The following is a 24,951-nucleotide window of genomic DNA, read 5'->3' as shown; positions in this document are numbered from 1 at the left end:
CCGCCCCGTCAGCGCTCACCGAATCGGTGGCAGTATCCCCGTACTAAACGGGTTTTATATGTGATGAGTAACATGGCATCTGTTATGCCACGGTGCAGTACTCCTGACAGATTGATCGGGATTGGGGGTGGCGGGAGTCGGGTGGTCTACCGCTTCATGCAGCAGGACTGGATCCTCGAGGAGGTGATGAAGACGGACGAGTACAACGAGCCGGAGCCGGCGACGCTGCGGGCGACGGTCATCGACTCCGCGACCGACGACAAGTTCCACGCGGACCGGTCCTCGGTCGTCGAGGAGAAGGTCGAGAACGCCTACGACGGGACCGACTACCGTCCTCGGGACGGCTTCGTCGAGTTCGACGGGCCGCATCTGATAAGCGAGATGGTCCCGGACACCTGGCTCGCCGAGTCGCTCACGGCGCCGCCGGCGGTGCGGAACCTCTGTGAGGACCAGGGGCTCACCAGCTGGTGGCTCGAGCAGGGACGCGAGCCGCTCTCGAAGGTGAACGACCAGGGCTTCTCCGGCGGCGTGCTCCGACGCCGCTCCGTGAGCAAGCTGCTGTTCCACATCGCCGAGTACACCGACAACAGCGTGGTGCCCGGCGGCAACGGCGAGGAGCAGGTCTACATCGTCGCCGCGCTCGGCGGCGGGACCGGCTCCGGCATGGCGCTCGACCTCGCCAGCGAACTGCAGGGGGGCGACAAACAGGTCCACCTCTTCGGCGTGCTCCCCCACGACGGGGCGGGCGGCCTCGAGAAGACCAACGCGCACGCCGCCCTCTCCGAGCTGGAGTACGCCCACCTCACCGGCGAGGGACCGTTCGAGACGATCACGCTCGTCCCCCACCTCGAGGAGCTCGAGGATAACAACCACGACTTCGAGATGGGGGTCGTCCGCTCGATCCTCGCCCATCAGAACGGGGTGCGGAGCGGCAACTTCACCACCTACATCACGCCGACGACGGACATCGCGACCAACCCGCCGCGGTACACGCCGTTCACGCTCGCGGCCCCGTACACGATCAAGTACGACCTCGAGATGCGGGAGGCGGCGGAGAACGCGGTCGGGGAGATGCTCGACGCGAAGGAGTCCGAACTCGAGAACGAGGCGGACCTCTACGAGGTGATCGAGCAGTACCTCACCGAGATGTTCCCGGAGTCGGCCGGCGCGGAGTTCCGCGGCGGCGGTCTCGGGAGTCTCGACACGGAGTGGGGTCGCGACGCCGCCTATCAGCTCCGCGGTCGGATCGAGGACGACATCCGCGGCACCCTGCTCGAACAGGAGGCGCTCGAGCTGGCCGACCTGGGCGACCTCGTCGACGAGATCAAGGAGACGATCGACACGGCGCCGATGGTGCGGCCGCCGGACGCGGACGGGGAGGCCGACGGCGACGACGGCGAGAGCGTCGACCCGATGGCGGAGGCGGTCGACTTCGTCAACGACGTGCCGGGGATCATTCGCGACCGGCTGGAGAACACGCCCGAGTTCACCGAGATCAGCCCGGACGACGAGCTCCGGTACGACCTCGTCGAGATCCTCAAGACGGAGCTGACGAACATCGAGACGCGGGCGCGCATCTGGCGCGCGACGTCGGCGATCACGCCCGAGCACACCGACCTCGACAAGGGCGAGGCCGAGGTCGTCAGGACGGCGATCCGCGAGGTCATCATGGACCCGGACACGGAGCTGCTGATGGATCGGTTCCAGGACCCGAGCCTCGAGAGCATGATCGACGGCTGGCGGAGCCAGCGCGAGTCGCTCCGGACCACCGTCGACGAGCTGTCCGAGTTCCACGAGACCGTCGCGGGCGACCTCACGAAGCGGGCGAACGAGTGGAACGAGACCGCCTACGACGACGCGAAGGCCCTCGCGGCGATCAACGAGCACGAGGAGAGCGTCGTGGAGGCGATCGACGACCTCGTCGACGAGGTCGGGAACGCGGTCGAGAAGGTCGAGAGCGCCTCCACGGAGGACGGCGTCGACGCGGTGACGCTCGACGGGATCGGCCCGCTCGACGGGATGGAGATCGAGGGCGTCGCCCCGCTCAACGACAAGCTCGACGAGATCGGCGTCGGCGAGATCGACGTCGCGGAGATCAAGCGCGGCTTCGGCTTCGTCAAGTCCGCGAAGAAGCACAAGCTGAACCACGGGACCGGCTTCCTCGGCATCGGCCGCGGCGACGATCGCTCGGACGAGTTCGAGACGAACGTCACCTCCGCCCGCGAGACCGGCTGGTTCGAGATCAACCCGAACAGCCCCGACCCGTCCGTCGAGGAGACGTTCAGCTGTCGGTTCACGAGCGACCGCCTCCGGCGCGAGTCCGAGATCGAGACGAAACGCGACGAGCTGATCGACTCGCTCGTCGACGCGTTCGAGTCGGCGTTCAGCGAGGGCGGGGAGTTCGTCTCTCACAGCCTCACCTACACGACGGACGGTCGCGGTGCCGAGTCGAAGACCATCTCCCTCCCGCAGGGGCTCGACGCGGCCGGCACCAAGACCACCGTCTCGAAGGCGCTGCGCAACACCGACGCCGAGGACCCCGGCACGCTGCTCAAGGGCGTCCTCTCGCTGGACGCGGTCGATCCGCAGGACCCGAGCTCCGTCTCCGACGACTTCGAGACGGCGACGACGCGCACGCTCGTGGAGGCATACCTCGGTCCGATCGCGAAAGAGCACGCGAAGTCCGGCGACCAGCTGGCGAAGCTCACCGGCGAGAACGACGAGGCGCCCGGCCTCATCCAGCGGTTCGAGCTTCTCCGCGGCCTCTCGCGTGGCAGCGTCGAGCTCAGCGACGTGGAGCTTCCCAAGGCCCACGAGTACGACCAGGGCCGCGAGACGTACGGGCGCGACTTCGCCCGCAACTACCGCGGTCGCTACGAGGTCGAACTCGAGGGAAGCGTCGGCCGGTCCGACGACGACGACCATCCGTACGTGTTCCACGAGGAGGCCAAGCAGGAACACGTCGCGGGGGCACACGACATCGCCGAGTCCGACATTCTCGAGGCGAACGAGGACCGGATCGTTCGGGAGCTCGTCAACTCGGTCCGTAGCCTCCTGAACGGGGACGACGGCCGCGCCCCGATCAACGACCTCAGTCCGACCGCGAAGGGGCAGGAGGTCGAGCCCAACTTCGGGAACATCCGTATCAACCCCGTCTACCTCTCCAGGGCCTACGAGGAGGAGGACGTGATGAACGAGCACTACCCGGCCGTCCGGAACGCGTTCGAGGACGAGATCGAAGTCGCGAACAACAGCATGTACAAGGTGGGTCGCCACAGCGCCGGCGACCGCGACGAGATCACGATGGTGACGTTCATCGGCGGGCTGTTCCTGGACAACCTCAAGCTGGTCACCAAGGGGAACGGCTACAAGGACCTCTACGAGGAGAGCGCAAGCGGCGGCTTCATCCCCGCACACCACACCATTGGCGTCGGCGGGATGTGGGACCGCTGGAGCACGATGCACGAGTGGGCCACCGCGGACGGCGAGCCGCACGGGGGCGCCGACTTCGGCGCCTACGTCGCCCGCGACACGGTCCGGGACGTGGACCAGGAGTTCATGTCCGAGGTGATGATCGCGGACCAGTCCGACGACGACGTCGACCCGCGGGACATCTTCCTCGACATGCTGACGACGGGGACCTACGAGAGCAGCATCGACATCACTCAGACGGCGACCGAGGCCGACGACTGAGGCGAGCGTTCCGCCACCATGTCTCAGTCAAAGGACGCCTTCGAGCTAGCCACCGTCGTCGGGTCGTTCGTCCTGCTCGCCCTGTCCACGCGACCGATAGTGACGGCTGCGGACCGCGTCTGGACCGACGAGGGGCTCATCTACGGGCTCACGTCGGTGCTGGGCGGACCGTTCGGCGGCAACCTCGACGTGCCGGTGCTGCTGGTCTGTGGTCTGCTCGCGGGCTGGCTGCTGCTGTTCTGTCTCGACGGGACCAAGCGCGTGCAGGCGCTGTTCGTGCTGGTCGGCGTCGGCGTCCCGCTCGGCCTGTTCGTCGACCAGACCGGCCGCCTCGCCGAGGCCGTGGTCCGCACGCCGTGGGCCGCCGCGGTCGGGCTCGCGGCCGGCCTCCTGTCGGGAACGGCCACCTCCTCCCGGTTCTACGGCGTCAAGCGCCCGCCGGACCTCTCCCCGGTAGAGAAGCTGCGGTGGATCCAGTTCCCCGCGGCCGGCGGCGCCTTCCGCTACGGCATGACCGCCGTCGCCGCGGTCGTGGTCGTCGACTACGCGACGACCGTGGGTGGCGTGCTGGATAGGCTCCTCGTCGCGGTGGCGGGTGTCGTACTTGTCGGGGCGCTGTCGGTGTTCATGCGCTACGACCAGCGGCGGACGACGGTGGTCGTCTCGCCGCCCGACTTCGCGGGCGAGTACAAGTACCAGCCGTACGTCGTCGGCGGGCTCTACGAGGCCGTCGAGCTGGATCGACACGGCTACCCGATCGAGGGCGACGGCGAGTTGGTCGACGCGAGCACGCCCGACAGCCTCTCGGACCTACAGGACCGGTTCGCTTCCTCGGTGGCGTTCGGCTTCGTCTCCTCGATGTTCCGCGGGTTGCCCGGGGTTCCGGACGACCTCGCCGAGCGGCTCTTCCTCCGGACGGTGATCATCGAGTCCGAGGGATGGACGACCGACCAGATCGGCGAGGTCGACCCGGACCCGGGGCCGGCGGTGCTTCCGGCGGGCGTCGCGCGTGGGGTCGCGCGCGTCCGCTATCACCTCCGACGGTTCGTCCCGGTCCCGGTCCGCCGGGCGCTGCAGGGAACTCACAGCTCCATCCTCGACCGCCTCGAGGACGCCGACACGATACTCCTCGTCGGGCCGACGCCCGGTCCCGACGAGGAGGCTCCCGAGGGAACGGACACGCTCGCAGCGCTGTGTGAGCGGTTCGGGGACCGTGCAGGGACCGACGTGGTCCTCGCGACCACGGAGGCCGGGCCGGTCGCCGAGGCGGAGGGACTGGCCCCGGACAGCCGGGTGTTCAAGCGGACCGTCGCGGTCCACCGGCTCGGCGTCGACGACGCCGCCTTCGGGACGGTCGCGGTCGTTCCGACCGACCGCTTCAACGTCGATCGCACCGCGGGACGGCCGGCCGAGGGCTTCGACGACCTGCTCGAGGAAGTCTCCGGGTAGTTCCCGCGGGGGCGTTATCGCCACACCAGCAGGAGCGTCGCCGCCGCCACGCCGGTCCCGACCGCCCCGAGCAGCGGGGCGCCGCCGGCGACCCCGCCGACGATCAACAGGACTCCGCCGAGCAGTCCCGCGCCGGTGAGGACACCGCCGAGCCCGAACGCCCGTTCTTCGTCGGGCCGTGACGTCTCCGCCCCGTCGGCCGTCTCAGCTTCGTCGGCCGTCTCCGCCCCGTCAGCCGTCTCAGCCCCGTCGGCCGTCTCCGCATCGCCGTGGACGCCAGGCGTGCGGTCCGGGCCGCCGGACTCCTCGGTTTCGGTACCTCGTCGCTCGTGACTGAGGACCGTCATCCCCGTCTCGTCGTCCCGTATCCGAACGGCGAGCCCCGGCGCGAGGTGGTCGGTTCGCGCGGTCCGTGCGACGACGGCGCCTCCGACCGACGCCGGGTCGAGGCCGGATTCGCGAAGCGCGTCCAGCAGCGCGAGCCCCGCACCGAACGTGCCGACACCGACCGTGACGGGCGGGTCGGACTCGTCACGTTCCCGCAGCAGGGACGCCACCGACTCTGCGAGGTCCTCGAACTCCTCCGGGAGCGCGTCCTCCGTCGTCCCGCCTTTCGGCCCCGCCGTCTCGCTTTCCTGTTCCTCCGTCGGTGTGTTCCCCGCGCTCCCGAGAAACCGCCGGAACGGTTCCCCCTCCGGCGTGTCGGTGCGGATCGCCCACCGGTCGCGGCGGCTGAACACCTCGGCGACCGCGGCGTGAAACGTCCCGGCCGAGAGGGGTTCGTCCGCGTCGGGGCACACGACCGCGTAGAACAGTTCCTCCGAACGACGCCGGACGGGCACGACGCCGCGGACTTCCCCCCGCTCCGGGTCGACCACGAGCCGGACGCCGGCGTGAAAGTCCCGCTGGACGAGGTCGCGCTCCGTCTCGTCGACGCCCTCGGGGCCGCGGACGAGACACTGGCCGCTCGCGACCGCGTAGACGCGGCTACTCGACATCGACGGCCGCCCCGCCTGACTCGCGGTCGGGCCCGCCGTCCCGGTCGGAGTCGGTCGGTCCGCCGGCCTCCGGGTCCGAGGCGACCTGCGGTCCGTCGACGCGTGCGCTGCCGCTTCGGTCGGCCGCGTCGTCGCGGGCGTCCTCCATCGCCTCCTGTGCGGCGGCGTACATGACGCGGTAGCCGGACTCGATCACGGAGTCGTCGCCGCCGGTCAGCGACGCCTGCTCCAGCAGCCGCCGGTTCTCGAACCGGTCGAGGACCAGGTCCGAACCCTGGAGGATCGTGTCATTCTTGATCTCGATGCCGGGCGTCTCCGTGGCGGTCCGGTTCTCGTCGATCTCGAACCAGACCGGGTAGACGAACGCCTCGAACGTGTCGGAGAGCATCTGGTCGAACTCCGGGAACGCGTTCTCGATGTACTCCTTCTGGATCCACCGCGCGTGGACCTTCCGTCCCTGTCGGTCGTGTCTGAGGAACTCGGTTGGGGTCGTGTCGAACAGCCCGGCCTCGCTCGCTCGCTCGACGTGTTCTGCGAGGGCGCCGCCGTGGCCGGAGCGGTCGGCCAGCCGCGACGCGTCCTCGTAGACGCTGAGGAAGTCCTCGTTGATCAGGTCCGACATCGTCGTCGTCCAGACGAAGCTCTTGCGCCGGTCGTCGTTGAGGATCCTGATGAGCTCCTTGTACTCCTCCTTGTACTCGTCGCGGCCCGAGCGGTCGCGGGCGACGTAGTAGTAGTTGCCGTCGGGCGTCCGCGGGAGGTACTCCAGTTCGCCCCACGGGTCCGGGTACGGCTCGCCGGTGTCGGCGTACCGAAGCTCCCCCGCCTCTCGGTGGACGCGGTCCGCGCTCCCGTCCGGCGTCCTGACGACGAACTCGCCGTCCGCCTCGGCCGGCTCGATCAGCTTGACGCTGTCGAGGTACCCCGGCGTGTTGCCACGCTCGATGGCCCGGCTCAGGAAGTCGTCCAGCGGGATCGTGAACACCACGATGTCGGCCGCGTCGACGAGCTTCGCGAGCGCCATCATCTCGTGTGCGGCGTCCTCTTCGAGGTCGCGCACTCCCTCGTCCCAGGAGTCCTCGCGCTCGTCGAGGGGGACGAAGCGCTTCACGGCCGCGGTCAGCCGCCCGAACAGCGACGGCTCCTGTCGCTGCCGGTAGTTGATGATCCGGTCCGAAAGCGGCTCCTCCGACCCCTGTCCCGTGAGCTTCTCGCCGGGGTAGTCCAGCGTGCTGATGGTGTGCCGCTTCCGGAACACCGGTCGGTTGGACATGTACCTGAACTCGTGGTAGGTGACCTCGTCCGTGAGGTTCGGGAACCGCCGTTCGTCCTCGAGCCGCGACCGGATCTCGTCGAGGGAGCCGTCGCCGTCGCCCTCGCGCGCCTCGCGGTCCACGTCGCCCGCGAGGCCGCCGATCATCGAAGTCTTCCCCGACCGCGCCGGGCCGAGCTGGACGATCTTCACGTCGCTGTCGTACTGCGTGAACTTGTAGAAGAGTAGCGCGAGCACCAGGCCGGTCGCGCCGTGTACCGGCACGTCGTTCACGGCGGTGAGCCCGGGCGATCCGGTCCCCAGCCCGAGGTGGAGGTCCGCCAGCCCGACCACGACCGTCGCGACGACGCCTGCGAAAAGCAGCGTGGGCGCGCGACGGAAGGAGACCGGCGGAACGCCGCGCAGCCGCTTCGCGCGCCCGACGAGGCGCTGCACGAGCGGCAGTCCGCCCGCCTGCGCGCCGGCGACGACCGCCACCACGCCGAGCGAGGCCGTCCCGATCGTCACGTCGCCGATCAGCGCCGGGCGGAGCGCGCCGGCGGCGTACGCCGCGGCGCCGAGCAGCGTCAGCGGCGCGAACGTCTGATACCGTTTGTACGTGTCGAAGGCCCACACCAGGGACACGCCGAGTGCGACGCCGAACACGCTCACCTGTGCGCGGAGCGGACCGCCGAGCACCTCCGACAGCAGCGCGAACGCCGCGAACAGCAGTCCCTCGTTGCTCCACGCGGCCGCGAGGACGTCGCCGGTGAAGAACGTCGCAGTCGCCGCGATCCCCACCAGGTACGCGGCCGCGACCCCCACGTCAACCACGCCGGGCTGCTGGATCCACTCGCGCAGCCCCCCGCTCCCGATCTCGTTGTTCACGTTGAGTTCCATTTCGTCGTTGATACAAAACTGTTTTTCCACCGCATCGTCCCGCTCGGTTCGTGAAAGCAACCCGTTAAGTGGTGGCCGGTCCTATCTCAGGTATGGCCGACGCAACGGATCTGGAGGAGCTCAAACGCGGAACGGAGCTCGTGAAGCGAGGCTTCGCGCGGATGCAGAAGGGCGGCGTTATCATGGACGTCGTCACGCGCGAGCAGGCACGGATCGCAGAGGACGCGGGTGCGGTCGCCGTGATGGCGCTGGAGGCCGTCCCGGCGGACATCCGCAAGCGCGGGGGCGTCGCGCGGATGCCCGACCCCGCGAACGTGACCGAGATCATCGACGAGGTGTCGATCCCGGTGATGGGGAAATCCCGGATCGGCCACCTCAAGGAGGCGGAGATCCTGGAGGCGCTCGGCGTCGACATGATCGACGAGTCCGAGGTGCTGACGCCCGCGGACGACGAGTACCACATCGACAAGCGCGGCTTCACGTCGCCGTTCGTCTGCGGCGCGCGCAACCTCCCCGAGGCGCTCCGCCGCATCAACGAGGGCGCGGCGATGATCCGCACGAAGGGCGAGGCCGGCACGGGCGACGTGAACCAGGCCGTCGAACACCAGCGCACGATGCAGCGCCAGATCCGCGAGATCTCCGGCCTGGCGTACGACGAGCGCGAGAAGTGGGCCCGCGAGCACGGCGCTCCGCGCGAACTCGTCCACGAGACCGCGGAGCAGGAGCGGCTCCCGGTCGTCAACTTCGCGGCGGGCGGCATCGCGACGCCCGCGGACGCGGCGCTGATGATGCACTACGACTGCGACGGCATCTTCGTCGGGTCCGGTATCTTCGGCGCGGAGGACCCCGTCGAGATGGGCAACGCCATCGTCGAGGCGGTCAACAACTGGGACGACCCCGAGGAGCTGGCGGAGATCGCCAGCGACATCGGCAAGGGGATGAAGGGCCAGTCGAAGGACTCGATCCCGGAAGAGGAGCGGCTCGAAGGCCGCGGCGTCTGACTGGCCGACTGCGACCGACTTCTCTCGCGGACCGCCCGCGAACCGTTTCGATGCCGACGCTCGGACAGCGACGAGCGGCCGCGCTCCGCGCGGTCAGTCCCGGTCCAGCACGGTCGCCCCCTCGCCGATCCGGGTCTGGTAGGCGCGCGACTCCACGCTCGCCTCGGCGAACGCGTCCACCATCGCGGCGGCGATGTCGCGGCGGCGTTCCTCCGGACAGGCCGCGATGACGGTCGGGCCGGCACCGCTGACCGTGACGCCGGTCGCGCCCGCCGCGACCGCCGCCTCGTGGACGTCCTCGTACCCGGTGATGAGCCGTGCGCGGGCGGGCGTGACGACCGGGTCGTCCATGCCCGTCCCCACGAGGTTCGGGTCCGAGCGGCACATGCCGACCGCGAGCGTCGCGGCGTTGCCGACCGTCTCCACGAGTTCGTCCATGGTGGCGTTCTCGGGGACGACGCGCCGCGCGTCGCGGGTCGAGACCGCGACCTCCGGCAGACAGGTGACGAGCGGTACGTCGGCGTCCACGGAGTGCGTCCCGTGGCCGGTCGTCACCGTGAAGCCGCCGAGGATCGCCGGCGCGACGTTGTCCGCGTGCGCGACGCCCGAGACGACGGCCTCGCCCTCCGCGGCGATGGGGACGAGCTCCTCGCGGGAGAGCCCGCGGTCGTACAGCTCGTTGAGTCCGACCGCCGCGGCCGCGGCGCTGGCCGCCGACGAGCCGAGTCCGGAGGCGGGCCGGATGCCCTTGTCGATGTGGATGTGAGCGGGTGCGTCCAGCGCCTCGACGACCGCGCCGACCGTGTTCTCCTCGGGGTCTTCGGGGATGTACTGCGAGCCGACGCCCGTCACCTCGATGGTGGTGGTCTCGGCCCGCTCGACGGAGACGACGTCGGCCGGGCGCGAGAGCGCGGCCCCGAACACGTCGAAGCCGCTGCCGAGGTTGGCGCTCGTCGCCGGCGCCCGTACCGTGATCATGCAGGTGGGTAACCGCCTGCGGTGAAAAAGGGGCTGGTTCGCGGAACGCTCGCCGTCACTCGGACGCGGTCGTCCACAGCAGCGGCCCGATCAGGATCAACGCGATCCCGAGGAGGACGTACACGGTTGGCAGCAGGGTGAACGGCATGATCATGAAGATGAGCCCGAACAGCGTCACGTTGGCCGCGAGCGCCTCCTGGGACTTCAGCGGTAGCACCCCGAGCGTCGTGACTGCGAACGCCAAGAGCAGTACGTGCCCCACGTGGTAATCCAGCAGGAAACTGTCTATGAGCTGCAGGGGGAGCATTCTTGGTTCCACCTGCGGCTGATTCGCGCATTAAAGTTCCGTTTCGGAGGGGAGATGCCGTCGACGCGCTCCGCGAACCGCGACGATCGCTCCATTCGGTATGGTCGTCGCTCTGGTGCCCCGATCACCACACAGTTTTCCGATGCCGATCGTGTCAGAGCGCACTAATTATTAATTCTGATACCCAATCCCACAGATATAAGTCTCGGAGAGGAGTTCCTGCGGCTAGACGCACACGACTCGGTACGAAAGGGGGGCCGACCAGTGGGTTCCGAGAACCCGTTGGTCATCTAATAGGTTTGGCTGTTAGACCTTACCTCTTTCGCTCGGGTTGGTGTGTCCGATACACCAATGCAACTACGCAACCTACTGTCAGACGATCGGGCGGTGAGTCCGGTTATTGGCGTGATCCTCATGGTCGCCATCACCGTGATTCTCGCCGCCGTGATCGGGACGTTCGTTCTCGGTCTCGGTGACTCGGTGCAGCAGACAAGTCCGTCCGCGAGTTTCGGCTTCGACTACGGTGACACGCCCGCGGACAACGTGACGATTGCCCACGAGGGCGGCGACTCGATCGACAACTCGACGCTTTCGGTCAACGTGGAGGGGGCGGATGAAGGAACGTGGCCGGAGGCTGACGGAACGGTAAGCGCCGGGAGTTCGATAACTCTCGGGAGCGATGCTGCGGCAGATATCACGAGCACCCAATTTGATGCGGGCGCGTGGTCTGGCGAGGAGATACGCATCGTCTGGACTTCCAACGATGGTTCCAGTTCCCAGACTGTGGGGAGCTCCACCGCACCGAGTAACTAACGATGGAAATACGTAGCATATTCACGGACGATCGTGCTGTCTCGCCGGTCATTGGGGTCATCCTCATGGTCGCGATTACTGTCATCCTCGCGGCCGTCATCGGGACATTCGTGCTCGGGCTCGGCGATTCGCTGCAGACGCAGAGCCCGTCTGTGTCTTTCGCCGGTGATCAGGGAACGACGACGATCAACAACAGCGGTGGGTCCGACGTTGACGTGACCTCGCTAACCATCTCCCATGAGGGTGGTGACAGTGTTTCCGAGAGTCAGTTGAGCGTAACCGTCAGCGGCAACACCGCCTATGGCTACAACACCACGAGCGAGGAAGCCGAAGCCGTCTGGAACGGATCGGGCGACGTGCAAGCCGGATCCAGCGTGACGGTCGTCGCATCCAGTTCGGGATCCGCGAGCGGCCAGTACACCACGAGCGGAGGCGCCATTGACGGAGTAGACACCGGAAGTGCGACCGGTCTCTCCGAGGGTGACACCGCGCGTGTCATCTGGACCTCGAACGACGGATCCAGTTCGCAGACGCTGTTCACCCGCGACATCAACTAGCGCGCTATCGAAGCGCGTTCCCCATTATTCACTCATACCGCATGCCAATCACGGCCGCCGCAGTCGCTCGAACATACTCCGCTCGCGAGTATCCCGACCCGTTCCAGAAGGTGCTCGACTACCGGCGCGTCCAGCAGTACGCGGCCGACCACCCGAACGCCGGCCGCGTCGCGGTCGGGAACGCGCTCGAACTCCCGCCGGGCCGCGTCCGTGGGTGGCTCAACGGCAGCCGGCCGGCTCCCGTTCGGGGCATCCAGACAGCCCACGCCCACGGATGGATCGACCCCGAACCCGACATGCTGGACTCGCTCGTCGAGCTGCTCGCGCACGTCCTCGCGGGCGGCTCCATTCCCGCGGAGACGTACCTGCCTACCCTCACGCCCGGCCGCCGCGTCCCGGTCGAGACGCTCGTCGACGCGATCGAGGCCGTCGGGTGTCAGGCGACGGTCCACCGCCGCGCAGACGACGACCGGCCGCCAAAGGTAACTCCCGCGACTGACGGCGCTATCCTGGGGCGTGTGCTCGTCGCAGCAGGCGCGCCGGCGGGTCCAAAAACGCAGATGAGCGGTCTCCCGGAAGTAGTGCGGCTCGCGGACGCATCCTCTCGTCGGGCGTTTGCGGAGGTGTACGCCAAACATCGAGCCGTGAGTTACTCGGAAAAGGACACAACGCGGATCCTCGAAGATCGGTCACAGGCATATCGGCACAGCCTTCGAGACTTGCTCGCGGCCGCCACGGAGGAATCGGTGACTGTCAACGAATGCGGAATTACCCTCTCTGCGGCCGCATCTCGGGCGCTCGGTGTCGACCGTGAATCGACGAACCGGAGTAGTTCCAAACAGGCACCGAGATAGCGGATCCGCGTCGAGACTCACCGCCACCGACTCTCGACGCTCGTCCGATACCGCAACCCGATTACGAGGAGTATCTCTGATCATGACAGACCCCGCGTTCGGCGGTCGACTGCAGCCGCATCATGCCGCGGCACCTCCGGTAACGAAGATCGCGGTACGCTACCCAGGTGCAGGGTAGAACGAGCAGGGACACCCCGATATAGTGGGCTCTCAATGCCGTTAGAATACCGAAATTGGGTGGCTGGGGAGTTCCCGGCCCCAATTTCCCCCGGCCGGAAACGGCCAGGGAAGTAGGTGGGCCAACACGGATTTGAACCGTGGACCTCCCGGTTATCAGCCGAGCGCTCAACCTGACTGAGCTATTGGCCCAGGTGAGCGCATTCATTCGTTGCGCGGGTAATCGTTTAAGCGTTTCCTTTCAGCAGCACGCCGTCGTCTGTCGGTTTTCGACGTGGTACCGCTTCGCACGACGCTACTCTCGGCGCTCGTCGTTCCCGTCCTCTACGGTGTAGTCGACGTCTACGACGTCGTCGCCGGCGTCCGTTCGGCCGCCGTTCGCGCTCCCGGTCGGCTCCGCGCTCGCTCCGTCGGTGCCGTCCTCGGCCCCGTCGGCGGCGGGTCCGGAGCCGCCCGGGCCGGGCGCGTCGGGGCCGGTCGGACCGACTCCCCCGAAGCCGTCGAACTCGTCGCCATCCGGGAACCCGCCGATCCAGACGTTACCGGTCGCGAAGCCGCCGGTCTGCCTGTCGAGGTACGGGACCACGACGAAGCGCTTGAGCCCGGCGCGGAGGGGGATGCGCGTCGGCGGCAGCGCGAGCAGGAACCCGAGGGCGTCGGTGACCAGTCCCGGGGTGAGCAGGAACGCGCCGGCCGCGATGAGCATCGCGCCGTCGAGCAGTTCGTCGGTCGGCGGCTCGCCGCTGGCCGCCTTGCGCTGGATCCGGGCGAGCGTGTGCCGCCCCTCGGCGCGAACGAGCAGGGTGCCGAGGAGGGCGGTCAGGACGACGAGCGCGACCGTCACCTGCCAGCCGACCGCGTCCGCGACGACGACGAGGAAGAGCGCGTCCGCCAGCGGGATCAACAGAAACAGCGCGAACAGGTAGCGCAGGCGCATGGCCCGACGTTCCCGCCCGCGGCCCATAGCCCTTTTCGTCGGCCACGGCGTCGGCACGGCCGACCGCCATCGCTTTGTCGCCCCCGTGCGACCGTCAGCACATGACGCGAGGCACGCCGACCGATCCCCCCGAGCGCGACCCGCTCCCGCGCTGGCTCGCGCCGCTGCCGGCGCGCCTGGAGGCGGTCGCGTTGCGGTTCGTCTGGGTCATCGTCGCGATCAACCTCGTCGGGACGGCGTTCGGCTTCTGGTACTACCGGGCGCAGTTCGCGCGGACGCCGGTCGAGATGTGGGCCTTCGTCCCCGACAGCCCCGGCGCGACGCTGCTGATCGCGCTCGCGCTCGCCGCGTGGGCGGTGGGGAAGCCCAACGACACGCTCTCGGCGCTGGCGTTCGTCGGCAACATCAAGCTCGGGCTGTGGACGCCGTACGTGCTCGCCGCGTTCGCGCCGGGCTTTCTCGCGTACACTCACCCGGCGATGTACGCGTTCCTGTTCGTGAGCCACGTCGCGATGGCGGTGCAGGCGTTCCTACTCCACCGTATCACGGACTTCCCGCTGAAGGCGGTCGGGATTGCGACCGCGTGGTACACGGTCGACCTCCTGATGGACTACTTCGTCCCGCTCGCCGGCTCGGTGACGCACACGGCGGTCCCGTACGCCGGGTCGACGCCGTGGTGGACCACGACGGTGCTGCAGGTCGCGGCCGCCGGCGCCGTCGTCCTAACGGTCGGTCCGCTGTTTCTGGCGCTGGCGACTCGGGTGCGGAAGGCCGAACGCCACGCGCTCGGCTGGGGGAGCTAAGGCGCCCGCGACCGAACGGCGGGTATGTCCCTCTACGACGCGGTCGCGGACCTGCCGCTCCGGATCGAGGAGGAGTCCCGCGAGCAGCTGCGCGCGGACACGACCAGCGACTTCGAGCGCGTGACCACGGAGGTCGCACTCGCGGGCGACGGCGCGGTCGGGCGCGGCGAGGACGTGAGCTACGACCCCGCCGACCACGAGGCGCTCGCGGACGCGCCCGCCTTCGGCCTGACCGGCGAGTGGACGGTCGACGAGTTCTCCGCGCACCTCGCGGACATCGACCTGTTCCCGACGCGCGAGCCGGAGGGCGAGGGACCCCGACACTACCGCCGGTGGGCTTACGAGAGCGCCGCGCTCGACCTGGCGCTCCGGCAGGCCGACACGGATCTCGGATCGGTGCTCGACCGCGAGGCCGACCCGCTCCGCTTCGTCGTCTCGACGCGGCTCGGCGACCCGCCGACCGCGGACCGCGTCGAGCGACTGCTCGCGGACGCCCCGGACCGCGAGTTCAAGCTCGATCCGACGCCCGCGTGGACCCAGGACCTGGTCGCCGCGCTCGCGGACACCGACGCCGTCCGCGTCGTCGACCTGAAGGGCTGGTACGAGGGAACCGACGTCGACGTGCCCGCCGACCCGGAGCTGTACGAGCTCGTGCTCGAGGCCTTCGGCGACGCGGTCGTGGAGGACGCCGCGTTCACCGACGCGACCGCGCCCCTGCTCGAACCGGAGGCGGACCGCCTCGCGTTCGACTACCCCGTCACCGGCCTCGCGAGCCTCCGGGACCTCCCGGTCGAACCGGGCTGGTGCAACGTGAAGCCCTCGCGGTTCGGCTCCGTGGAGTCGCTGTTCGAGACGGTCGAGTTCTGTCTCGAGGAGGGAATCCGCCTCTACGGGGGCGGCCAGTTCGAACTCGGCGCCGGCCGCGAGACCGTCCAACTGCTCGCGGCCCTGCTGTACCCCGACGCCCCGAACGACGTGGCGCCCGGCGTGTTCAACGACCCCGACGCGACCGGTCCCTACCCGACCAGTCCGCTGGAGATTCCGGATGTCTCGGGTCTCCGGTGGGCTTGATCGGTCAGCCGTATCGGTGAAAAATCGCGATACTGCGTGTTACAGACCGATCCAGAAACATCACTTTTCTGAAACTCGCGAAGCGGTGCGGTTGCGGTGCTGTGCTGTCGGCGCGCGCCGCGGCGACCGCTCCGCGTGTCGCCGCGACCGCGCGAGGGAGGCGGTGGCGCGGCCGCATTGCGGTGCGGTTTCGCGGCCGCGCCACCGCCGAGGCTGGGGAGGTGTGAGGCCTACGGTGCGGTCGCGGGGCGGTGGGTGGGACTGAAAGGGGCAGACGGCTCGGTCCGGCCCCGACGACGTAAGCACCGCAGCGGGCTGTGCGGAGAGCGAGGAGCGCAGCGAGGCGCGGCCGGTCGAGCCGACTGGGGCTTTCTGGGCGTTGTTGTCGAGCGCAGCAGGACCTACAACAGAAACAGAAAAACCACTGTCTGACAGAAAAACAGGACAACCACCGTACTCCACTAAGTATCGCGCTCTTTCACGCCCCGCGTCGACACCGCGACGAGTCGCCTCTGGTCACCGAAAGAGGTGAGGGGCGGACCGACGAACAGGGGGTATGCGCCGCGTCCTCGCCGTCGTGCTGGTCCTCCTCGGCGTCGCCCTGATGGTGAACCCGCTGTACCTCCCGGTCTCCGACGAGGCGGCCGCGGAGCGGTACGTGCACAACGTCGCGCCCGCGGACGGTGCGTTCGGCGAGGACGCTCCCGAGGCGGTCGCCTACGAGGACCTCGACCCCGCCGTCCGCGAGGCGTTCGACCGCGCACGCGCGGCCGACGAGAACGTCTGGGCGACGGGGAACCCCGACGAGCGCGTCGACACGCTCGCGTACCCGCGGTCGCCGAACGCCACCTCGGGGCTCACCGTCGTCGCCGACGGGGGGACCGAATACGCGCTGTGGACCTACACGACGGAACCGGAGCCGCGAACGGTCGTCGCCCAGCGCGTGCTGGTCCAGCCGGGGCTGTTCCTGATCGGGTTCTTCGCGGTCCTCGGCGCGGTCGCGCTCGCGTTTCCGGGCCGTCTCGGAGACGAGTCGGTCGGGGAGTGACCACGCCGCGAAGATGAACGTGTGGGCGACCGCGAGCGAAGCACGTCCCGACGCGAACGGTCAGTCTGACGCTTTGTCGTCGTCCTCGCCGTCCTCTCCCTCGTCGTCGTCTGACTCGTTCGGGGTGTCGCCCGATCCCTCGCCGGCTCCGTCGACTTTCTCCTCGACGGTTTCGTCCACCTTCTCCTCGACCGTCTCCTCCACCGTCTCCTCGACGGTTTCGTCCACCTTCTCCTCGACGGTTTCGTCGACTTTCTCTTCGACCGTCTCGTCCACCTTCTCTTCGACCGTCTCTTCGACCTCCTCGGTGACCTCGCCGACCTTCTCCTCGACCGTCTCCTCGACCTCTTCGGTGACCTCGCCGACCTTCTCCTCGACTGCCTCTTCGACGTTCTCGGAGACCTCGTCGACCTTCTTCTCGACCGTCTCCTCGACCTCGTCCGAGACCTCGCCGACCTTCTCCTCGACCTCCTCGGTGCGCGGGCGCCGGTCGACCCGCTCGTTGACCTCCTCGAGCCGTTCGATGACCGCCTCGACCTCGCGGTTGAGCGTCTCCTCGACGTTCTCGGTCACCTCTTCGGTCATCCAGTCGGGGTCGAACCGCGCCATCTTCCAGCCCACGTGGATGGCGTAGGACGCGAGCACCCCGAGCCCGAACGCGACGCCGATCAGCGTCTCGACGTACGCGATCAGGACGACCGCGACGAAGATCATCAGCCCGTACAGCAGGTCGACGATGAAGTCGACGCGGTTCGGGTTCATCGGCCGACCACCACCGCGGGCGGGTCGCGGCTACAGGAATCGTTCATACCGCCAGTTCGTACTCCCCACGGTAATAGCGTCCGCTTCCCGCGGACCGGAGCGCCTGGGTTCGACTCGCACGCGAGACCGGGCGTTTAATTCTCGTCGCCCCCTGGTTCCGGTATGATCGAACTTCTGCTGATCTCCTTCGGCCTGGTCGTCGCCCTGTTCGTCGGGTACAACATCGGGGGCGCGACGACGGGGCCGGCGTTCGGTCCGGCGGTCGGCTCGGACGTGCTCTCGAAGACGGGGGCCGCGGCGCTGATGTCGGTGTTCTTCGCGATCGGCGCGTGGACGATCGGCCGCCGCGTCGTCGACACGCTCGGGAACGACCTCGTGACCCGCGGCGGGATCTTCACGCTGGAGACGAGCATCGTCGTGCTGTTCTTCATCGGCGCGGCGCTGTTCATCGGGAACTACGCGGGCGTCCCGGCCTCGACCTCGATGACCGCGGTCGGGGCCATCGCGGGGCTCGGCGTCGCGACCGGCTCGCTCGACTGGGCCGTGATGGGCGAGATCGCCGTCTGGTGGATCGTCGCGCCGATCATCGGCTTCTGGGTCTCGGGGATGATCGGCCGGTACCTCTACCCGCAGATCAACCGCCGCGTCGCCATCGAGTCCAGCGAGGGGCCGCTGTTCACCGTCGATCGGAGCGGGGTCGTCCCGCGACTGGTCCCGGGCGAGAACACCACACGCCGTGAGGCGGTCGGCTCCGTGGTCGTCATCCTGATCGGCTGTCTGATGGCCTTCTCCTCGGGCACCTCGAACATCGCGAACGCCATCGCGCCGCTGGTCGGGGCGGGGATGGACCTGGAACCGCTGATCGTGCTCGGCAGCGTCGCGGTCGCGGTCGGTGCGTTCACCATCGCGCGCCGGACGCTCGACACGCTCGGCAACGACATCACCAACCTACCGCTGACCGCGTCGATCATCGTCGCGGTCGTTTCCTCGGCCATCGTCACCGGGCTGTCGGCGATCGGCATCCCCGCCTCCTTCGTCATCATCGCGACGATGTCCATCGTCGGCCTCGGCTGGGGCCGCGCGACGCGGACCGTCACGGTCTCACAGAGCATTCGCGGCGAGGGCGAGACGAAGGTCTCCGTCGGCGCGCTGACGGCCGAGGATCCGGGGGACGCCGCCCCGGACATCGGCGACGAGGAGCCCGCGGACATCCCCGCGGCCGCGGACCTGTTCGACCCCGCGACCACCGGCCGCGTCATCATGATGCAGAACGCCGTGCCGGTCATCTCGACGGTCGGCGCCTACGTCACCTTCCTCGTGCTGTTCCGGTTCGTCTGGTAGCCGACGAGGTCCGCGGCGGGCGACCCCCACCGGGGACCGCGGCCGCCTCAGACCAGATCGAGGGTGAGCGGGTACGACCACGCCTCCCCGTCGTTCGCCTTCACCGCGGCGACGACACAGAAGATCAGGTCGAGGAGCCCGACCAGCAGCATGACGAACACCCCGACGACGAGCAGCGTGAGGACCAGCCCGATGATCGAGTAGATCGTCATGAAGATCTGCCAGTTGATCGCGTTACGAGCGTTCTCGCGAACGAACTCGTCCTCGCTCACCACGAGGACGATGACGGGACCGATCACCCACGTGAACAGCGCGAGAACGTGCGTGATCGCGGCCAGCGACGTGTCGTCAGCCGAGGACGCGGCCGCCTCGCTGTCGATCGCAGCGCCACCGGTCGTGACGTCATCCGTTGTCGCGCCGCCGGTCGTGGCGTCATCCGTTGCCGCGCTGCCGGTCGTGACGTCATCCGTCGGGGCCTCACCGAACTCCTCGGGGTCCGACCCACCGGCTTCGGCGTCCGGCCCCTGTTGGTCCTCGGTGTCCGCCGGCTCGGCGTCCGACGGTTCGGCGTCCGTGTCCGCCGACTCCGCGTCCGCGTCGGCCGGTTCGTCCCGTGTCGGTTCGGTACGCTCGTCGTTCGGGTCCGGCTCGTCGTCCGAGCCCGCGGACCCCGGAGGATCGTCAGGTGGCATCACGGACCACCTCATGCCGATGACATAAATCACCTTCGGCGGCGTGAGGTGGGGTCGCTGCCGGTCAGGAGCCGACTTCTTCCCTCATCGGGCCGCGACCGCGGCGCCATCCGCCGGGGAGTGTGTGGATCCCCCTCGCGGCGAATAACTGGTTTTAAGCGCCCGTCGGACGCCCCTTTACACGCTAATGAAGCTCCACGAATATCAGGCGAAGGATATCTTCGCCGACGCCGGGATCCCGGTCCCGGAGTCCCGGCTCGCCGGGAGCGTCGACGAGGTGCTCGACGCGGTCGACGAGATCGGGTACCCGGCGGCCGTGAAGGCACAGGTGCATGTCGGCGGACGCGGGAAGGCCGGCGGCATCAAGATCGCCGGCGACCGCGACGAGGCGGAGCAGTACGCCGAGGAGATCCTCGGCATGGACCTCAAGGGCTACACCGTCGACAAGGTGCTCGTCGAGGCGGGCGTCGACTTCGTCGACGAGCTGTACGTCGGCGTGACGATGGACCGCGGCGAGGGCAAGCCCGTGCTGATGGTCTCGACTGAGGGCGGCGTCGACATCGAGGAGGTCGCCGAGGAGAACCCCGACGCCATCGCGCGCGAGCACGTCGACCCCGCGTTCGGCCTGCACCCCTACCAGGCCCGGAAGGTGGTCTACGAGGCGGGCGTCGACGCGGACGTGGCGCTGGACGTGGCGTCGATCCTCTCGACGCTGTACGACCTCTACGAGGACAGCGACGCCTCGGAGATCGAGGTCAACCCCGTCATGATCACGAGCGACCGCGACGTGGTCGCCGCGGACGCCGTGATGAACATCGACGAGGACGCGCTGTTCCGCCAGCCCGAACTCGCCGAGATGGCCGAGGAGTCCTACGAGGACGACCTCGAGCGCAAGGCCGGCGAGTACGGCTTCGACTACGTCCGCCTGTCGGGCAACGTCGGCATCATCGGTAACGGCGCGGGCCTCGTGATGACGACGCTCGACCTGGTGGACTACTACGGCGGGTCGCCGGCGAACTTCCTCGACATCGGCGGCGGCGCCAAGGCCGAGCGCGTCGCGAACGCGCTCGACATGGTGTTCTCCGACGAGAACGTCGACGCGGTCGTCTTCAACATCTTCGGCGGGATCACCCGCGGCGACGAGGTCGCCAAGGGGATCAACGAGGCGCTCGAACAGTTCGACGAGATCCCGAAGAAGGTCGTCGTCCGCCTCGCCGGCACCAACGCCGAGGAGGGGATGGAGATCCTGAACACGGACCTCGTGCAGGTCGAGAAGACGCTGGAGGACGCCGTCCAGCGTGCGGTCGAGAACGCACAGGAGGTGACCCAATGAGCATTTTCGTCGACGACGACACGCGCGTCGTGGTACAGGGAATCACCGGCGGTGAGGGCAAGTTCCACGCCGGGCAGATGATCGAGTACGGGACGAACGTCGTCGCGGGCGCGGTGCCCGGCAAGGGCGGTCAGGAGGTCGCCGGCGTCCCCGTCTACGACACCGTCGACGAGGCGGTCGAGGCGGAGAACGCCGACGCGTCCGTCATCTTCGTGCCGCCGGCGTTCGCCGCGGACGCCATCTTCGAGTCGCTCGATACGGATCTCGACCTCGCGGTCGCCATCACGGAGGGCATCCCGACGCAGGACATGGCCAAGGTGAACAAGCGCCTCGGCGAGACCGACACGCGCCTGCTCGGGCCGAACTGCCCCGGCATCATCACGCCTGGCGAGGCGAAGCTCGGCATCCTGCCGGGCAACATCTTCGCGGACGGGAACGTCGGGCTCGTCTCCCGCTCGGGGACGCTCACCTACCAGGTCGTCGACAGCCTCACCAGCCGCGGCATCGGCCAGACGACCGCGGTCGGTATCGGCGGCGACCCGATCATCGGCACCTCCTTCGTCGACGCGCTCGAGGCGTTCGAGGCCGACGCCGAGACCGACGCGGTCGTCATGTGCGGCGAGATCGGCGGCGAGGACGAGGAGCAGGCCGCCCGCTTCATCGGCGAGCACATGGACACGCCCGTCGCGGGCTTCATCGCGGGCCGCACCGCGCCGCCGGGCAAGCGCATGGGTCACGCCGGCGCCATCGTCTCCGGCTCCGGCACCGGCACCGCCGAGTCGAAGATCAACGCGCTGAACGACGCGGGCGTCCCGGTCGGCGACACTCCCGAAGAGGTCGCGGACCACATCGAGGACTTCCTGTAGCGCGGACCGACATCGGTCAGGTCTCGGGCCGCCGCCCGGGACCGAACCACCGGTCGGCGGTCGCGACCCTCGCCGACGCGTCGGACCGCCGCGGTGACCTTTTTGAGACGGCGTCCGAAGCCCGCCCATGAGCGGCGACGACACGCGTTCGGAGGCCGCCCCCGCCGTTCCGGAGGTCGACGGGGAGGGATCGGCGCCGGTCGACGACCGGCCCTTCGTCGCCTCGCGCCGGAAGCGACTTCTGGGGTTCCTCCGACACAACCGCGACCGGCTGATCGTCGACGCGGCGCTGCTGCTGGCGTGGATCGTCGCGAGCGCGTCGCTGTTCGGTCGGCTCGGACTCCCGCAGTGGCTCCACTACCTCGTCCTGCTCGTCGGGGTCGGCGCGTACGCGCTCGCCACGCCGACGTGGGAGCGCCCGTACCGGAGCGGCTGACCCCCGATGGTCGGCCGGAACCGACCCGATTCAGACGAACCGCAGCAGCGGTAGCACCAGCGTTGCCAGCCAGAGAAGGACCCCGAGCCGGAGGTGCCGCGACGGGTCGGGGTCGACGCGCTCCGGCCACGAGGCGCCGACGGCGAGGAAGCCGAGCGCGACCGATAGCCCGGCGCGGTGGATCAGCGCGTCGAGGGGAAGCACCGTGACGCCGAGATACGTGTAGTCCAGGAGCACCGCGGTGAGGAAGCCGACCGACGCAGCCGAGAAGGCGAGCGGCCGGTCGAGTTGGCGCGACAGCAGGTAGGTGACGGCGGGGATGCCGGCGAAGACGACCGGGTAGAACGCCGCGGCGATGAGCTTCGGGGGGAGCGGCGTCGTCCGCTCGAGCCCGACCGACCCGAACCGCACGAACAGGAACGTGGCCACGATCGCGGCCGCGAGGGTCAGCGCGCGCCGCACGTCCCTGCCGACGGCGGCGTCCGCTCGCTCGACGAGGTCCAGCCGCCGGCCGCCGAGTGCGAGGCCGACGATCAGGACCGCCGTCGCGGTCGCCCCGCCGATCGGGGACCCGTCCGCGCGGTCGGCTGCGTCGGCGCCGATCGCCGCGGGCGCGGAGCCGCTGGCCGGAGGCTCCCGGCCGAGTTCGACCACGGTCGCCCAGCCGTCGGCGTCCGACCCGCCCTCGTTGGCGAGGTAGGTCCGGTAGACGTCCGAGACGAACCACCGGCCCATGAACTCGCGCTCGACGGAGGACTGCGACTCCTCGACGCTGCCGACCGTGTGTCTGAGCCGGAACCAGTCCCAGTGCTCGCGGTGGGCCTGCATCGCGGTCCACTCCTCGTCGGGGTCCGGGGCGGTGTACGCCCGGATGTGGTGGCGCGCCCCGAGGTAGTCGCCGTCGTGCAGCTGGTAGCTCTCGAGGAGCCACTGTCCCTCGTCGAGCCGTTCACCCGGGCCGACGACGTAGGTCAGCCGCGTCGAGCCCGTGGCCTGGCCCCAGGCGGTCGCGGTGCCGTTCGGTCGGACGTACCCCTCGCCGACCCCCTCGTCCTCGAAGTCGCCCCGCGTCTCGTTCCAGTCCCCGCGGCTCGACCGCTCCAGGTGCCGACGTGTCGCGTCCACGTCGCCCTTGACGATCAGGTTCAGCGGGAGCGTGCGCGTTTCGAACGCCCGCGCACGGCTCGTGTAGGGCCACACCGCCGTCCGGTCGCCCGTCCCGGCCTCGCCGTGGACGACGTGGAAGGGGGGCTCCGTCGCCGCGTCGCTCGGGTCGTCCGCGCCGCCGCCCGCGGCTCCCGGAAGCATCGCGGGGCCGACCGCACCGACTGCGAGCACGACGAACAGGAGTGCGACCGCCGTCGACGGGCGGGGAGTGCTCGGCATCGTTGCAGGGTGTGAGGGGCGGTCCGATAAAGGTCTGTCCGCGCGCTCGCCCGCGGAGCGGAACCTCCGAGTCCCGGGTCAGCGCTCGGCGAGGACCCAGGGCTTCTCGTCCGGGTCGTAATCGGCCATCGCTCTCCCGTGGCTCCGCGTCTCGGGCGCGAGCACGCCGACGTGTTTCAGCTGCTGGACGAAGTTGAAGAGGACGTTTGTGCGCACCACGTCCGCCCACACGTCCCGGTCCTCGTACAGCCGCGCCGTCTCGCCCCGCTCGATGAGGGTTCGGGCGCGTTCGCGGCCGCGGGCGGTACAGACGGTGCCGAGGAAGACGTTCGGGTACTCGCGGACCAGCCGCTCCAGCAGGTCGAGGAAGTGGGCGCGCGGCCCCTCCTTCCGGAGCGCCTCGAGCAGCAGTCCGAACTCCGGGTGGCGCGTGAAGCAGTTCCGCAGCAGCACCGCGAGCGGCTCGTGGACCGCGGCGACGGTGCTGCCCCGCGTCTCGTCCTTCCGGAGTCGCAGGTCGTCGAGGTCCTCGACCCCGTACCCGCGCAGGACGGTCGCCGCGAGGTCGCCCTGGTCGGTGTGGTCGTGCGGCGTCGCCGTCGTCAGCAGGCCGAGCGCCCGCGCGCCCGCGACCGCCGCGTCGCCGGCGCCGAAGCCGTACTCCTCGGCGAGCACGTCGCCGAGTTCGTCGCGGTGGAGGGGGCCGTGTCGGTCGACGGCGACGACCGGCGCGAGGTAGTTGAGCGGTTGGGCGAGGCTGAGCGTCGTCACGTCGCCGCCGAACTCCGCGCCGCCGGCGCGCAGCGACAGCTGGCCGCGAACGTCGGCCACCTCCGCGGTCGACTCCGCGGCCGGCGGGTCACGCCACGCCGCGACGCCCCCGTCGTCGACGCCGATGGTGCCGACGCCCTTCGCGTGCAGCAGGTCGGCGTGGCCCTCGACCGCGGTCGCCTCCGCCGCGAGGTAGGAGACGTGCGCGCCGCGCTGGTAGGTGAGCGCCTGCCCCATCCCGCGGAGGAGCCCCTCGTCGCCTTTCACCTCGACCGCGAACACGCGGTCGGTCTCCGTGAACCCGAGCACGTCGGGATACCGGCCGCGGATGGTGATCCGGTGCTGCTCGGCGCGGTCGAGCACGTCCGCGTACGTCTCCGCGTGCGCCTCCGGCACGTGGACGAGCGGGTCGTAGTTCCGCTCCTCGAGCTCCGTGAGCACGCCCGAGAACACCGCCGCCTCGTTCATGGGTCGAGCTCGAGGCCCGGGGACAAGAACCTACCCTCGCGGCGCGGAGACCGGGAGC

22 protein-coding genes and 1 tRNA gene are annotated in these 24,951 nt (G+C 69.2%); 13 read left to right on the top strand and 10 right to left on the bottom strand.

Annotation, left to right across the window (positions count from 1 at the left end):
- The first annotated feature begins 156 nt into the window (after positions 1-156).
- Positions 157-3,693, top strand: coding sequence for an FtsZ/tubulin family protein (locus ACZ432_RS05065; protein WP_426962908.1), 3,537 nt, complete (start codon positions 157-159; stop codon positions 3,691-3,693).
- A gap of 18 nt (positions 3,694-3,711) precedes the next feature.
- Positions 3,712-5,142: a hypothetical protein gene (locus tag ACZ432_RS05060; RefSeq protein ID WP_426962909.1), complete on the top strand. Its 1,431-nt coding sequence runs from the start codon at positions 3,712-3,714 to the stop codon at positions 5,140-5,142.
- A gap of 14 nt (positions 5,143-5,156) precedes the next feature.
- On the opposite strand, the gene ACZ432_RS05055 is transcribed toward ACZ432_RS05060, so the two are convergent.
- Together ACZ432_RS05055 and ACZ432_RS05050 are read right to left on the bottom strand one after the other, a co-directional pair.
- A complete protein-coding gene (locus ACZ432_RS05055; RefSeq protein WP_426962910.1) occupies positions 5,157-6,140 on the bottom strand; it encodes a hypothetical protein in 984 nt (327 codons plus the stop codon).
- Positions 6,130-8,280 (bottom strand): hypothetical protein, encoded by a 2,151-nt coding sequence (locus ACZ432_RS05050; RefSeq protein ID WP_426962911.1) that lies wholly within the window; start codon positions 8,278-8,280, stop codon positions 6,130-6,132. The genes ACZ432_RS05055 and ACZ432_RS05050 overlap by 11 nt, the downstream gene beginning before the upstream one ends.
- Positions 8,281-8,384: 104 nt before the next feature.
- Between ACZ432_RS05050 and pdxS the strand changes: the two genes are divergently transcribed.
- Positions 8,385-9,293 (top strand): pyridoxal 5'-phosphate synthase lyase subunit PdxS, encoded by a 909-nt coding sequence (gene pdxS, locus ACZ432_RS05045; RefSeq protein ID WP_426962912.1) that lies wholly within the window; start codon positions 8,385-8,387, stop codon positions 9,291-9,293.
- Positions 9,294-9,386: 93 nt separating this feature from the next.
- Here pdxS and ACZ432_RS05040 read toward each other — a convergent pair whose 3' ends face one another.
- Both ACZ432_RS05040 and ACZ432_RS05035 read right to left on the bottom strand, forming a co-directional pair.
- Complete coding sequence (locus ACZ432_RS05040; RefSeq protein ID WP_426962913.1) at positions 9,387-10,271, bottom strand: homoserine kinase; 885 nt, start codon at positions 10,269-10,271, stop codon at positions 9,387-9,389.
- A gap of 55 nt (positions 10,272-10,326) precedes the next feature.
- Entirely contained in the window at positions 10,327-10,578 is a 252-nt protein-coding gene (locus ACZ432_RS05035; RefSeq protein WP_426963105.1) for a hypothetical protein, read from the bottom strand.
- A 351-nt stretch (positions 10,579-10,929) separates the two neighbouring features.
- Here ACZ432_RS05035 and ACZ432_RS05030 point away from each other — a divergent pair, with 351 nt between their 5' ends.
- The 3 genes from ACZ432_RS05030 to ACZ432_RS05020 are packed head-to-tail and all read left to right on the top strand — an operon-like array spanning position 10,930 to position 12,802.
- The gene (locus tag ACZ432_RS05030; RefSeq protein WP_426962914.1) at positions 10,930-11,391 is read left to right on the top strand and encodes a type IV pilin domain-containing protein; all 462 of its coding nucleotides are present in this window, start codon (positions 10,930-10,932) and stop codon (positions 11,389-11,391) included.
- Positions 11,392-11,393: 2 nt separating this feature from the next.
- Positions 11,394-11,948 (top strand): type IV pilin domain-containing protein, encoded by a 555-nt coding sequence (locus ACZ432_RS05025; protein WP_426962915.1) that lies wholly within the window; start codon positions 11,394-11,396, stop codon positions 11,946-11,948.
- Between the two features lie 41 nt (positions 11,949-11,989).
- Positions 11,990-12,802: a hypothetical protein gene (locus ACZ432_RS05020; protein WP_464378859.1), complete on the top strand. Its 813-nt coding sequence runs from the start codon at positions 11,990-11,992 to the stop codon at positions 12,800-12,802.
- A gap of 295 nt (positions 12,803-13,097) precedes the next feature.
- Here ACZ432_RS05020 and ACZ432_RS05015 read toward each other — a convergent pair.
- A tRNA-Ile gene (locus ACZ432_RS05015) sits at positions 13,098-13,171 on the bottom strand.
- Positions 13,172-13,274: 103 nt separating this feature from the next.
- Positions 13,275-13,916 (bottom strand): FxsA family protein, encoded by a 642-nt coding sequence (locus ACZ432_RS05010; protein WP_426962917.1) that lies wholly within the window; start codon positions 13,914-13,916, stop codon positions 13,275-13,277.
- 101 nt (positions 13,917-14,017) lie between these two features.
- On the opposite strand from ACZ432_RS05010, the gene ACZ432_RS05005 reads away from it, so the two are divergent.
- From ACZ432_RS05005 to ACZ432_RS04995, 3 genes are all read left to right on the top strand, one after another.
- On the top strand, positions 14,018-14,719 hold the full coding sequence (locus ACZ432_RS05005; RefSeq protein WP_426962918.1) for a DUF1405 domain-containing protein: 702 nt from the start codon (positions 14,018-14,020) through the stop codon (positions 14,717-14,719).
- A gap of 24 nt (positions 14,720-14,743) precedes the next feature.
- Complete coding sequence (locus ACZ432_RS05000) at positions 14,744-15,790, top strand: hypothetical protein (RefSeq protein WP_426962919.1); 1,047 nt, start codon at positions 14,744-14,746, stop codon at positions 15,788-15,790.
- Between the two features lie 556 nt (positions 15,791-16,346).
- Complete coding sequence (locus ACZ432_RS04995) at positions 16,347-16,838, top strand: hypothetical protein (protein ID WP_426962920.1); 492 nt, start codon at positions 16,347-16,349, stop codon at positions 16,836-16,838.
- A 60-nt stretch (positions 16,839-16,898) separates the two neighbouring features.
- Here ACZ432_RS04995 and ACZ432_RS04990 read toward each other — a convergent pair whose 3' ends face one another.
- Positions 16,899-17,600, bottom strand: coding sequence for a hypothetical protein (locus ACZ432_RS04990; RefSeq protein ID WP_426962921.1), 702 nt, complete (start codon positions 17,598-17,600; stop codon positions 16,899-16,901).
- Between the two features lie 162 nt (positions 17,601-17,762).
- Between ACZ432_RS04990 and ACZ432_RS04985 the strand changes: the two genes are divergently transcribed.
- Positions 17,763-18,941: an inorganic phosphate transporter gene (locus tag ACZ432_RS04985; RefSeq protein ID WP_426962922.1), complete on the top strand. Its 1,179-nt coding sequence runs from the start codon at positions 17,763-17,765 to the stop codon at positions 18,939-18,941.
- Between the two features lie 47 nt (positions 18,942-18,988).
- Here ACZ432_RS04985 and ACZ432_RS04980 read toward each other — a convergent pair whose 3' ends face one another.
- Positions 18,989-19,633 carry a DUF4870 domain-containing protein gene (locus ACZ432_RS04980; RefSeq protein ID WP_426962923.1) on the bottom strand — a complete coding sequence of 215 codons (645 nt, stop codon included), beginning with the start codon at positions 19,631-19,633 and terminating at the stop codon, positions 18,989-18,991.
- A gap of 187 nt (positions 19,634-19,820) precedes the next feature.
- Here ACZ432_RS04980 and sucC point away from each other — a divergent pair, with 187 nt between their 5' ends.
- The 3 genes from sucC (at position 19,821) to ACZ432_RS04965 (ending at position 22,268) form a co-directional block, all read left to right on the top strand.
- Entirely contained in the window at positions 19,821-20,966 is a 1,146-nt protein-coding gene (gene sucC / locus ACZ432_RS04975) for an ADP-forming succinate--CoA ligase subunit beta (RefSeq protein ID WP_426962924.1), read from the top strand.
- Positions 20,963-21,832: a succinate--CoA ligase subunit alpha gene (gene sucD, locus ACZ432_RS04970; RefSeq protein ID WP_426962926.1), complete on the top strand. Its 870-nt coding sequence runs from the start codon at positions 20,963-20,965 to the stop codon at positions 21,830-21,832. Before sucC ends, sucD begins: the two co-directional genes overlap by 4 nt.
- Before the next feature lie 127 nt (positions 21,833-21,959).
- The gene (locus tag ACZ432_RS04965) at positions 21,960-22,268 is read left to right on the top strand and encodes a hypothetical protein (RefSeq protein ID WP_426962927.1); all 309 of its coding nucleotides are present in this window, start codon (positions 21,960-21,962) and stop codon (positions 22,266-22,268) included.
- A 30-nt stretch (positions 22,269-22,298) separates the two neighbouring features.
- Here ACZ432_RS04965 and ACZ432_RS04960 read toward each other — a convergent pair whose 3' ends face one another.
- Both ACZ432_RS04960 and ACZ432_RS04955 read right to left on the bottom strand, forming a co-directional pair.
- A complete protein-coding gene (locus tag ACZ432_RS04960) occupies positions 22,299-23,654 on the bottom strand; it encodes a hypothetical protein (RefSeq protein WP_426962928.1) in 1,356 nt (451 codons plus the stop codon).
- A gap of 78 nt (positions 23,655-23,732) precedes the next feature.
- Positions 23,733-24,893 (bottom strand): hypothetical protein, encoded by a 1,161-nt coding sequence (locus ACZ432_RS04955; RefSeq protein WP_426962929.1) that lies wholly within the window; start codon positions 24,891-24,893, stop codon positions 23,733-23,735.
- Between the last annotated feature and the right edge of the window lie 58 nt (positions 24,894-24,951).

The organism is Haloparvum alkalitolerans (assembly GCF_055381565.1).
The sequence above is the reverse complement of the archived record's forward strand: the minus strand, read 5'-3'. Positions and strand labels throughout refer to the sequence as shown.